Origin of the sequence: Streptomyces sp. NPDC059371 (assembly GCF_042751995.1) — a bacterium.
In the GTDB taxonomy this organism is placed as follows: Bacteria; Actinomycetota; Actinomycetes; order Streptomycetales; family Streptomycetaceae; genus Streptomyces.
Map to the genome: position 1 here is coordinate 1 of NZ_JBHYXD010000144.1, position 10,473 is coordinate 10,473.

The 10,473-nt window shown below is 68.5% G+C and carries 12 protein-coding genes; 4 read left to right on the forward strand and 8 right to left on the reverse strand.

The genetic code is table 11. The features are described from left to right. Window positions 1–56: 56 nt before the first annotated feature. Window positions 57–227, reverse strand: a complete 171-nt coding sequence (locus ACFXGX_RS40650) for a hydrophobic protein (protein ID WP_067385923.1) — start codon at window positions 225–227, stop codon at window positions 57–59. Window positions 228–395: 168 nt separating this feature from the next. On the opposite strand from ACFXGX_RS40650, the gene ACFXGX_RS40655 reads away from it, so the two are divergent. Both ACFXGX_RS40655 and ACFXGX_RS40660 read left to right on the forward strand, forming a co-directional pair. Beyond that, on the forward strand, window positions 396–566 hold the full coding sequence (locus ACFXGX_RS40655) for a CsbD family protein (protein ID WP_384802647.1): 171 nt from the start codon (window positions 396–398) through the stop codon (window positions 564–566). Between the two features lie 459 nt (window positions 567–1,025). Then, window positions 1,026–2,087 carry a PP2C family protein-serine/threonine phosphatase gene (locus ACFXGX_RS40660; protein WP_384802650.1) on the forward strand — a complete coding sequence of 354 codons (1,062 nt, stop codon included), beginning with the start codon at window positions 1,026–1,028 and terminating at the stop codon, window positions 2,085–2,087. Between the two features lie 588 nt (window positions 2,088–2,675). Here ACFXGX_RS40660 and ACFXGX_RS40665 read toward each other — a convergent pair. After that, window positions 2,676–3,662: an aldo/keto reductase gene (locus tag ACFXGX_RS40665; protein WP_384802653.1), complete on the reverse strand. Its 987-nt coding sequence runs from the start codon at window positions 3,660–3,662 to the stop codon at window positions 2,676–2,678. Window positions 3,663–3,832: 170 nt separating this feature from the next. Here ACFXGX_RS40665 and ACFXGX_RS40670 point away from each other — a divergent pair, with 170 nt between their 5' ends. Next, window positions 3,833–4,732, forward strand: a complete 900-nt coding sequence (locus ACFXGX_RS40670) for a helix-turn-helix transcriptional regulator (RefSeq protein WP_384802656.1) — start codon at window positions 3,833–3,835, stop codon at window positions 4,730–4,732. Window positions 4,733–4,914: 182 nt separating this feature from the next. Further along, on the forward strand, window positions 4,915–5,172 hold the full coding sequence (locus ACFXGX_RS40675; RefSeq protein WP_384802659.1) for a hypothetical protein: 258 nt from the start codon (window positions 4,915–4,917) through the stop codon (window positions 5,170–5,172). A 246-nt stretch (window positions 5,173–5,418) separates the two neighbouring features. Here ACFXGX_RS40675 and ACFXGX_RS40680 read toward each other — a convergent pair whose 3' ends face one another. The 6 genes from ACFXGX_RS40680 to ACFXGX_RS40705 all read right to left on the reverse strand — a co-directional run bounded on the left by ACFXGX_RS40680 (window position 5,419) and on the right by ACFXGX_RS40705 (window position 10,314). After that, window positions 5,419–5,553, reverse strand: coding sequence for a hypothetical protein (locus ACFXGX_RS40680; protein WP_384802662.1), 135 nt, complete (start codon window positions 5,551–5,553; stop codon window positions 5,419–5,421). A gap of 160 nt (window positions 5,554–5,713) precedes the next feature. Next, on the reverse strand, window positions 5,714–6,115 hold the full coding sequence (locus ACFXGX_RS40685) for a transposase (protein ID WP_384802665.1): 402 nt from the start codon (window positions 6,113–6,115) through the stop codon (window positions 5,714–5,716). 86 nt (window positions 6,116–6,201) lie between these two features. Then, entirely contained in the window at window positions 6,202–7,239 is a 1,038-nt protein-coding gene (locus tag ACFXGX_RS40690) for a LacI family DNA-binding transcriptional regulator (RefSeq protein WP_384802668.1), read from the reverse strand. Between the two features lie 76 nt (window positions 7,240–7,315). Next, window positions 7,316–8,152, reverse strand: a complete 837-nt coding sequence (locus ACFXGX_RS40695) for an ATP-binding cassette domain-containing protein (protein ID WP_384802671.1) — start codon at window positions 8,150–8,152, stop codon at window positions 7,316–7,318. Beyond that, window positions 8,149–9,144, reverse strand: coding sequence for an ABC transporter permease (locus ACFXGX_RS40700; RefSeq protein WP_384802674.1), 996 nt, complete (start codon window positions 9,142–9,144; stop codon window positions 8,149–8,151). Before ACFXGX_RS40700 ends, ACFXGX_RS40695 begins: the two co-directional genes overlap by 4 nt. Window positions 9,145–9,297: 153 nt before the next feature. Next, complete coding sequence (locus tag ACFXGX_RS40705) at window positions 9,298–10,314, reverse strand: sugar ABC transporter substrate-binding protein (protein ID WP_384802676.1); 1,017 nt, start codon at window positions 10,312–10,314, stop codon at window positions 9,298–9,300. Window positions 10,315–10,473: the final 159 nt, after the last annotated feature.

Genomic DNA, 10,473 nt, shown 5'->3' on the forward strand with positions numbered 1-10,473 from the left:
GGCCCCACACCATGGTGTGGGGCCCACCCGCATATCGCTGCTGTGGTCGGGGCCGTCTACCAGCGGTACCAGCGGCCGCGCTTGCCGCCGCTCGCTGTAGGCCGGATGACGAAGCCGAGGACCCAGACGATGAGCACGATGACGGCGATCCACCACAGGGCCTTCAGCGCGAAACCGGCACCGAAGAGGATCAGGGCGAGCAGAAGAACAAGAAGAATAGGAACCATAGTTATCAACCTCCGCCGCCTCGTGTGCCCGGCGAAGGCGCGGTCACTCCTACGAACTCTCTTCTGACTGGTTGGACGGGCAGTGCCTGGACCTGCTGGTTTGGCGCTGCAATCCAGGGTCAACCGGGGGGAGAACCGTTTTCGAGCACGACGAGGGAGTGAGCGGCTGTGGCTGCGGACGAGAAGACTCAGGCCAGGGGCGAGCAGGTTGCGGGCAAGGTCAAGAAGGTCGTCGGCGGCGCGTTGGGCAACGAGTCCCTCAAGACAGAAGGTCGTGCCGAGGAGTCCAAGGGCGACCTGCGCGCGGCCAAGGAACAGGCCAAGGACGCGATCAAGTAGGCGCATTCACACTCTTCAGCCCGGCAGCCGTCTTCCCGCTGCCGGGCTGAGTGCTGTCGGCAGTGCATCACTCGTTCGCCCCTCGAACAGTCGGGTACCAGCCGCTCGTAGGTGCACGGCAAAAATCCGATTCGCCGCAGCCGGGGGCAGGCTGGGAGCACGAGCAGTGCGCCGACGTCACAGGCCGTCCGCGGTTCCCGTGGCCACATCCGGCAGCGGTATCGCTGCTGCGATCACCATCCGGGCCCTCGGAGAGGCACCGCTCATCGTTGCCACTGTGGCCACCGCCACGGCCGGCAGCGGCGTACGCCTGGGGATCTTCCCGGGCCAGATGCGGCCAAGGCGCTCCTGGGAGACGAGGTCCGCTTCACCCTCTTACAGGCATGAAGATGACGGTCGGCGTAGAGGGCTGGCGGCCTGGTTAGAGATGAATTGCACCTACCGGCACAGCACCTCTCCGTGGCTTCGTCGCGAGCCGGAGGACTCCCATGGCAGCTGCAGTCGGTGTCCGTGTTGCCGCACACGCTGGAGCCGGTGTCGGTTCACAGTAGCCCTGCCGGACGCGCCTTCGGCGCCCAGGAACCCTTCATCGAGGGCCTCTCGGAAGGCATGGTGTGCGTGCACCTGCCCGTCACCGTCCGAGGGGACCGCCTCGGCGTTCTGTCGGTGACCCTGCCGGGCGGTGAACACGCACGCAGCCGTCTGAGCGAGCTGACGGAGGTCGCCGAAGTGTTTGGACACGAGGTCGTCGTCGCCGAGCGGGACACGGACCTCTACCTGCAGGCGCGGCGCAAGGACCGGTTGACGCTGGCTGCCGAAATGCAGTGGCAGCTGCTTCCGGGCCGTTCCTGCGCGTGCCCTGAGTACGAGGTGGGGGCTCAGATGGAGCCCGCGTACGCGATCTTCGGCGACAATTTCGACTGGTCCCAGACCGCCGACCGGCTCATCCTGTACGTCTCCAACGGCATGGGAGAGGGGATGGAGGCCTCCCTGTTGACGAACTTGGGCGTCAACGCCCTGCGCAATGCCCGGCGGGCCGGTATCGCCTTGGCCGATCAGGCTGCCCTGGCGGACCAGGCGGTCTACGCGCACTACCGGGGCCGCTGCTACCTGTCGGTCCTCATGTTCGACTTCGATCTGACCAGCGGGCAGGTCCGGGTCGTGGACGCCGGCTCTCCGCAGGTTCTGCGCCTGCGCAACGGCATGGTCGAGCGCGTCACCTTCGAGGCCCAGCTGCCGCTGGGCATGTTCGAGGAAACTGAATATGTCGCACAGGACTTCCAGGTCGAACCGGGTGATCGCCTGGTCTTCGTCAGCGACGGCGTCTACGCAGCCGCCTCTCCCCGTGGAGAGTCCTACGGCGACGTCGCCTTGAACCGTGCGATCAAGTCGACTCTGCTGCTTCCCGCGGCCGAGGTGCCCCGTGCCGTCTTGCGCGAACTGACGGGCCACCGCGGGCAATCCGACCCGACCGATGACGCCCTGGTGGTCTGCCTGGACTGGCGCGGACGCGGGCTGTGAGGCGGCGGGACCCGTCACCTCCCGGATCTGGAAGCAGTGTGGTGGGTGGCGCGTAGACCAGAAGCGCGGGGGTCCGGGAAAGGGTGCTGGACCCGGCTTGGTGGCGTCGGACGGCGGCCCTCCGCGCTTGGCGACGGACAAGGCCGGTGCGCGGCACCCGTTCGGCTCACGCGGACTTCAGAGCGTATCTCGTTGCGTATGGCATGACGATGCAGGATGTATCAAGCAGTCGCGGTGGCAGCGGACCACAAGCCCCCGCGGTCTCCCCGTCGGTGTACAACAGCGATCAAGCCAGGCTTGCGCTGCGTGGTCTGCTGGATGACACCCTCGCACGCTTGCCGTTCCTGCACCCGCTCGCGAGCCAAGGTGAGCACCCGAGGTCCTCAGGATGCGGGCCGCAACCCGGTGAATCCTGCTGGAATGTCGCGGTGCGGCCCGGCCTCGAGGGGTGAGTCGGCACCGGGCCGCCGCAACGCCACCCTGCAACAGGAAGAAGGCCGACGCCATGCTGCCGGACGAGCAGACAGGCTTCGGGAGGCTGATCCACAACCCCGGCGGGGATGTACTCCGGGGCCGTGCTCGGCGGGGTCAGCGGTCGATGGCGGCCATGTTCGCCTCGTCGTGGCGCTCGCCCGCGGCGGGGGTGAGGTTGTTCAGCCGCTCCAGCTGGGCCGGGGTGAGCTCGATGCCGTCTGCGGCGGTGTTCTCCTCGACGCGGGCAACCCGCCGGGTTCCGGGGATGGGGGCGATGTCGTCGCCGCGGGTGAGGATCCATGCCAGCGCGGTCTGCGCCGGCGTGGCGCCGATCTCGGCGCCGATCGCCTGCACCTCGTCGACGATCGCCAGGTTGCGCTGGAAGTTCTCGCCGGTGAACCGCGGGTTGGTCTTGCGCCAGTCGTCGTCGGGGAAGTCGTCGACGGAGCGGATCTGCCCGGTCAGCAGACCGTGCCCGAGCGGCGAGTAGGGGACGAAGCCGATGCCGAGTTCGCGCAGCAGCGGGAGGAGCTCGTCCTCGACGTCGCGGGTCCACAGCGAGTACTCGGTCTGCAGGGCTGCGACCGGGTGCACGGCGTGTGCGCGGCGGATCGTTGCGGGGCTGGCCTCGGAGAGCCCGATGTAGCGGATCTTGCCCTCGGCGACCAGCTCGGCCAGTGCGCCGACGGTCTCCTCGATGGGCGTGTTCGGGTCGACGCGGTGCTGGTAGTACAGGTCGACGTGGTCGGTGCCAAGACGCTTCAGGGAGCCCTCGACGGCGGCCTTCACGTTGGCGGCGGTGCTGTCGGTGACGCCCGGGGCTGGGCTGTCGCCGGCATGGGAGACCATTCCGAACTTGGTGGCCACGACGACCTGGTCGCGGCGGCCCTTGATGGCCTTGCCGACGACTTCTTCGCTGTGGAAGGGGCCATAGATCTCGGCGGTGTCGATGTGCGTGACGCCGAGGTCGAGTGCCCGGTGGATGGTGCGGATCGACTCGCTGTCGTCGAGCCCTCCGCCGGTGGTGTAGACGCCGGCCATGGTCATGGCGCCCAGGCCGATGCGCGAGACGTCCAGCCCGCCCAGCGATACGTGCTTCATCAGATACTCCCTCTTCCTGGTGGGGCGGTGTGCGGTGCAGCAGGCCCGCTATCCAGGCAACCACCCGCCGACCCGCCGCGGAGGCCCGTACAGGGGCGCGTTCGTCCAGGGGTCCAGCAGTACCCCTTTCGCCGCCGGGCAGGTCCACGGGCGCGCCGTACGGTGGATGCATGGACCGCAGCAGCGAGATCCGCGAGTTCCTGCGCACCCGCAGAGCCCGGATCACCCCCGAACAAGCCGGCCTCACACCCCACGCCGGGCCCCGCCGCGTTCCGGGCCTGCGTCGCGAGGAAGTCGCCCAGCTCGCCGGAGTCAGCGTCGACTACTACATCCGCCTGGAACGAGGCCGCACCCAAGGCGTCTCCGAAGCCGTACTGGACGCCGTCGCCCGCGCCCTGCACCTGGACGGCACCGAACGCGCCCACCTCTTCGACCTCGCCCAGCCCACCACCGCTGCCCGTGCCCGCCGCAAGCGACCCCCCGCCCCGCAACGTGTCGGCCCCGCCCTCTATCGGGCCCTGGACGCACTCAGCGTCCCCGCCGTCGTCCAAGGCCGGCGCCTGGACGTCCTGGCCGCCAACCCGCTTGGCTACGCCTTGTTCGCGGACTTCGCCTCCCGCCCGCACCGCGACCGGAACTTCGCCCGCTTCGTCTTCCTCGACCAGGCTGCCCTCAGCCTCTACATCGACTGGGAACGGGTGGCCCGCGACACGGTGGCCAGCCTGCGCCTGTACGCCGGACGCCACGCCGACGACCCGCAGCTCACCGAACTGATCGGTGAGCTGTCCCTGCACAGCGACGCCTTCCGCCGGCTCTGGGCCGACCACGACGTTCGGGCGCACACCACGGGCACCAAGCGCCTGCACCACCCGCTCCTCGGCGACCTCACCCTCGACTACGTCGTCCTCGCCGCCGAAGACGACCCGGAACAGAGCCTCGCCATCTACACCCCCGAACCCGCCTCCCCCTCCGCCGAAGCACTCGGCATACTCGCCAGCTGGACCAGCACCTCCACCACCGCCGCGCCCGCGCCGGAACAGACCCAACAGACCCACAACCCGCCCAGCTGATCTCAGCCGGAGGCGACCGGATCACGCAGGCGCAACGCCGCCTTCACCACGGCTCCGGCCAGGACCGGAGTCCGGCTGCCGGGGCTGCGGGAGCGTGTCTGAAAGATCGTGTAAGTCCGGGATGTGAAAGCCTGGCCCGGGGCTCGGCCTCGGGCCCTTGGGCCGGGTGGATCGGACGAGTCATGGCAGACAATACGGAACCGGCTGCCTCTGCGGCCGGGGACGAGATGGTGAATGAGGTCGCTGAGCGGATGCTCGACAAGGCCGATGCTGCCGGGGTGGCTCTGCTCGGCGAGGGTGGGCTGCTGACGGAGATCACCAAGGCTGTTTTGGAGCGGGCTCTGGAAGCCGAGATGAGTGAACACCTCGCTACGAACGCGGAGATCGGGCACGTCACGGCTCGGGGAATTCCCGCAACTGTGAGTATGTACGGGTGCTGATCCGCTCGGCGGGCTGACCTGTCCCGCAACTGGCCTCGTGCCTTGGTCCCGATCTGTCGCCCGCAGGGTGCGGGTCAGCACTTGGTGCCGGACCGGGCCCGCCTGTCCCGATAGGGGCCTCGCGACAGGCACCGTCACAGTTCTGACCGCAGGTCCGGTCCGGCACCGGCCACCCAGCCCTGCTGCCGATCGAGGTGCCGATGACCGCCGCTGTCCTGTCCCTGCCCACCGTGGGGGCCTTCGCTGTCAGCCAGCCACGATGTCGCGTAGTTCCCGTACGGCGCGTTCGTGGTGGTGCTGGGCGGGGATGGCCTCGTGTAGGTCCAGAGCGCGGCGGCGGACCAGGCCGGTGCGGTAGTCCGCAGGCAGCGCTGTCGGCAACCAACTTGGGTGTGACCGGCTGGACGGTCCTGCTGCACAACCCCGAGCGCGCCTACTCCGGCGACCGCCCCACGCTGCACCGCGCGATCCGAAACGCCTTCGCCGTCCTGGAGGAAGCTGTGGGGGCCGAGCACGTGGCCGGGCATCGAGGAGGGGGCGTTCACGGTGGGGGAACTGACTCGCCGACCTCATCCGACCGGGACTGCCCCCCGGGCAAGCGTGCATTTCGCGCCGCCGCGTCATGCCCAGGGGTGACGGACGTCCTTCTCGCTGTATCGAGTGCGCCACACTGGCGTTGGATGGTGTGGTCGATGCCGTCGTCGCGCCACCTGCTGGAGTAGTACATCACCGCACCACGCGGGGGCAGGTCGTGCGGCAGCAGGTTCCACTGGCAGCCGGTGCGGCTCTGGTAGAGGAGCGCGTTGACGATCTCCCGCATCGCATGCCGGCCCTGGTGGCCGCCGACCGAGGGGTGTGCGGCCTTCCATGCGGCGATCACCGGCTCGATCCGTGCCCACTGCTCGTCGGACAGGTCGGTCTTGTAGGGCTTGCGCTCTCTCACGACGTTCAGCCCAGCGCGCCCGAGCCCGCCGACGGCTGAGATGCCGCAGTCCCATACGTTCAGGTGACGGCAAATCGGCTATCAACTCACATATCGCCCTCTTGTAGCGCAGGGACGGGAAGTTCGCCCGACCCTCGGATGGTCAGTTGGGTGGGGACGGTGATGGTGTTGGCGCGGGAGCGGTCGCCGTCGAGTCGGGCCAGGGCGGTTATCGCTGCGATCCTGCCGATTTCCTTGGGATTTTGGGCGACGACGGTTAGGGCCGGCTCAAGTGCTTCGGCGAGTGGCACGTCGTCGAAGGCGACGACCGCCACGTCCTTGCGCTTGGTGCGGGCCAGTTCGGCGACGATGCCCAGCGCCATGATGTTGTTGCCGGCGAACAGGGCCGTGGGGGGATCAGCCAGGTTGAGGAGCTGGGAGGTCGCGGTCTGGGCCTCTTGCTGGTCGTGGGCATTGGTGAGGAGCGAGCGGTCGTAGGGGATGTCGGCTTCTTGCAACGCCGATCGGTAGCCGGCCAGACGTTCACGACGGGTGTACAGCTTTGGGGGCAGGTCGCCGACGAAGCCGATGCGCCGGTGTCCGTGGGTGATGAGATGGGTGACGCCGTCGTGGGCTCCGGTCCGGTTGGAGCTGACGATGCTGTCGGTGGCGAGGCCGACTCCGGGGCGGTCGAGGAAGATCACGGGCAGTCCCGCAGTGCGGTGGGATTTGAGGTGGGAGTGGTCGGCGCCGACGGAGGGAACGACGATCAGGATGCTGACGCGGCGGGCGAGGAACTTGTCCGTCAGGGCGCGTTCGCGGTCGGGGTCATCCGCGGAGGAGCCCATGAGCAGGGTCAGTCCGCGGTCGCGGACGGTGTCCTCGATGGCGCGGGCCACAGCTCCGAAGAAGGGGTTGGCGAGGTCGGGAATGACCAGGCCAATGGTGGTGTCCGGCCCGCCGACACGGATGTTGCGGGCCATGAGGTTCGGCTGGAAGCCGAGCTTGGCCACTGCGGCGAGTACCTGTTCCCTGGTCTGTGCGGAGGCGGGTCCGTCCTCGTTGAGGACTCGGGAGACCGTCTTGGCGCTGACGCCTACTTCTCGGGCGACATCGGCCAGGGTGGGGCGGCGGTTCGATGCCATCGAGGAAACCGTCTCCTGAAAGCTCTCAGTTCCGGCCGCGGCCTGGGCCGGAAACTGTGAGCGCTGGGTTGTGCCGTCAGGTGGCCTGGATGCCGGCGGCCTTGGCAGCCTCGGAATCCGCTACGACAGTATCTCCGGTCTCGTCGATGGTGAGCGCGCCCGTCATGATGGCGACGACCTCAGCCATGGAGTAGTCGGAGGGGTTGATCAGCGCGGCGCGCCGGCCCAGCCGGTGGACGTGGATGCGGTCGGCGATCTCGAATACGTGGGGCATGTTGTGGCTGATCAGGACGACCGGCATGCCCTTGTCGCGGACTCGGCGGATGAGGTCCAGGACCTGGCCTGATTCCTTGACGCCGAGGGCGGCGGTAGGTTCGTCCATGACGACGACGGAGCGGGCCCAGGCGACGGACCGGGCGACCGCAACGGCCTGCCGCTGTCCGCCGGAGAGGGTCTCCACGGCCTGGGTGAGCGACCGCAGGCCGATCTTCAGGTCAGCCATGTGCTCGGCGGCCTCCTGGCGCATCCGCTTCTTGTCGAGCATGCGGAAGGTGCTGCCGAGAATGCCGGGACGGCGCAGCTCGCGCCCGAGGAACATGTTCGAGGCGATGTCCATGGAGGCGGCGACGGCGAGGTCCTGGTAGACCGTCTCGATGCCGTGGGCGCGGGCGTTTTGCGGGCCGGAGAAGGTGATGGGCTTGCCGTTCAGGCGTATTTCGCCGGCGTCCGGGACCACCGCGCCTGTGAGGGCCTTGATCAGGCTGGTCTTGCCGGCGCCGTTGTCGCCGATGACGGCGAGAACCTCGCCGGGAAGCAGGTCGAAGTCGGCGCCGTCGATGGCGGTGACCTGGCCGTACCGCTTGACCAGACCGCGGGCCTGCAGCACGGGCGTGGGGGAGGAGGTGGCGGTCATCGGGTCTTCTTCCGGGAGATCTGGTCGACGGTCACCGCGAGGATCACCAGAACGCCGGTGATCAGGGTCTGGTAGACGGAGGCGACGCCCATCAGCTGGAGACCGTTGCGGAACACGCCGACGATGAGGACGCCGACGAAGGTGCCCAGGACCGAGCCGCGGCCGCCGAAGAGGCTGGTGCCGCCGAGGACCACGGCCGTGATGCTGTCGAGGTTGTCCGTCTGTCCTGCCTGAGGATCGCCGACTCCGGTGCGGGAGATGAGCAGCAGGGCGGCGACGCCGTAGAGCAGGCCGGCCACGGTGTAGATGCCGATGGTCAGGCGGGAGGTGCGGATGCCGTTGAGCCGGGCGGCCTCGGCGCTGTTGCCCAGGGCGTAGACGTGCCGGCCCCAGCCGGTGCTGCTCAGCGCGTAGGCGAGGAGCAGGAACAGGGCGATGGTGACCAGGGAGCCGTAGGTGATGTCGGTGTGGCCGAGTGGGAAGGTCTCGCCGAGGGCCGTCAGCGGGCCGGGCAGGCTGGTGACCGTCTGTTCCTCGGAGTAGATGTGGGTCAGCGCGAACGCCACGTTGAGCATGCCGAGGGTCACGATGAACGGCGGCAGTGGGATCTTCTGTACCAACAGCCCGTTGAGCAGCCCGAAGCCGCCGCAGACGACCAGGCCCAGTGCGATCGCGACGAGCGGTGGGAGGGAGCCCTCGGCCGCCGCCTTGGCGATCACGATGCTGCCGAATGCCATCACCGCTCCGCACGACAGGTCGATGCCCGCCGTGAGGATGATCAGGGTCTGCCCGATGGCGAGGATGCCGACGACCATGACCTGCTGCACGATCAGCGAGAAGTTGCCGCCGGTGAAGAACTGGTCGGTCGAGAAGGAGAAGAAGGTGCAGGCCAGGAGGAGGGCGGCCAGAGGTCCGGTGGTGGGCGCCGTGAGCAGTCTGCGGGCCGTGGTCGGTGCTTTGAGCTCCGAGTACGGCGTTGTCGTGGCTGTCATGCGAAGTCCTAGTCAGAAGACAGATGTCCTTGTCGCAGGACGAGGGCAAAAGCCCCCGCCGCCGGGACAAGGGAGGGCGGCCGTCCCTGGCCGGGGAGGCGGGCCGGCCGCCCTGCTGGGGGGAAGCGGTGGTGTCGTGAGGCCCTAGGGAGCTCAGCCCCAGCAGTTCTCCAGGCCGTAGGCCGTGTCCTTGGCCGCGATCTTGTCCTGCGCCTTGTCGGTGATCAGCGTGACGCCGGTGTCGGTATAGCCGGCCGCCTTCTTGCCGTCCTTGGCATATGTCACGACGGCCTTGACGCCTTCGGCGGCCATCTTCAGCGGGTACTGCTGGGAGGTGGCGGCGATCTTGCCGTCCTTGACGGCCTGGGTGCCGGTGCAGCCGCCGTCGACGGAGACGATCAGCACGTCCTTCTCCCGGCCCTTGGCCTTCAGCGCGGTGTACGCGCCCAGCGCGGCCGGCTCGTTGATGGTGTAAACGACGTTGATGTCGGGCGACTTCTGCAGACAGTTCTCCATCGCGGTCTGGCCCTTGGCCTGGTCACCGCCGGTGTCCTGGGCGCACACGACATCCTTGTCGGTGGCACCGAAGCCCTTCAGGAAACCGTCGTGCCGCTGGACACCGACGGAGACGCCCGGCGCGAGGTCGAGGGTGGCTATCTTCGCGCTCTTGCCCTTCATGGCGGCCTTGGCGTATTCGCCGATCATCTGGCCGGCTTTGAGATTGTCGGTGGCGAAGAGGGCGTCGACCGCGCTCTGCGGGTCGGTCGGGGTGTCCAGGGCGATGACCAGGACACCCTTGGCGCGGGCCTTCTGGATCGCGGGCACGATCGCCTTGGAGTCGCTCGGGGTGATCAGGATGCCCTTCACACCGGCGGCGACCATGTTCTCGATGGCCGTGACCTGACCGGCGTTGTCCCCGTCGAACTTGCCTGCAGCCGTGGAGAGTTGGGCGCCGTTCTCCTTGGCGGCCTTCTCCGCACCCTCCTTCATCTTGACGAAGAACGGGTTGGTGTCGGTCTTGGTGATCAGACCGACCTTGACGCTGCCCGAGCCGGAGCTCGAGGAGCCGGAACCGGAGCCGGATCCGCAGGCTGCCAGGGTGAGCGCCGCGACGCCCGTGACGGCAGCGACTCTGAGGAGGGAAGGGGACGGACGAGTAGTGCGAGACACGATCGACTCCTGTGGGATAGCGAGCGGCACGAGTTGGGATCAGAGCAGGGCGCCCGGCGGGGGGGGGGGGGGGGGGGGGGGGCGGGGGGGGGGGGGCCGCCCCGGGGGTGGGGGAGTGTTGGCGGCCGCCCGGCTCACCTGCACGAGCCTCGGGACACA

Coding starts and splice junctions, on each gene's coding strand:
- ACFXGX_RS40650 (WP_067385923.1), bottom strand. CDS start 227: ATGGTTCCTATTCTTCTTGTTCTTCTGCTCGCCCTGATCCTCTTCGGT.
- ACFXGX_RS40665 (WP_384802653.1), bottom strand. CDS start 3,662: ATGAAGCACGTATCGCTGGGCGGGCTGGACGTCTCGCGCATCGGCCTG.
- ACFXGX_RS40670 (WP_384802656.1), top strand. CDS start 3,833: ATGGACCGCAGCAGCGAGATCCGCGAGTTCCTGCGCACCCGCAGAGCC.
- ACFXGX_RS40675 (WP_384802659.1), top strand. CDS start 4,915: ATGGCAGACAATACGGAACCGGCTGCCTCTGCGGCCGGGGACGAGATG.
- ACFXGX_RS40690 (WP_384802668.1), bottom strand. CDS start 7,239: ATGGCATCGAACCGCCGCCCCACCCTGGCCGATGTCGCCCGAGAAGTA.
- ACFXGX_RS40695 (WP_384802671.1), bottom strand. CDS start 8,152: ATGACCGCCACCTCCTCCCCCACGCCCGTGCTGCAGGCCCGCGGTCTG.
- ACFXGX_RS40700 (WP_384802674.1), bottom strand. CDS start 9,144: ATGACAGCCACGACAACGCCGTACTCGGAGCTCAAAGCACCGACCACG.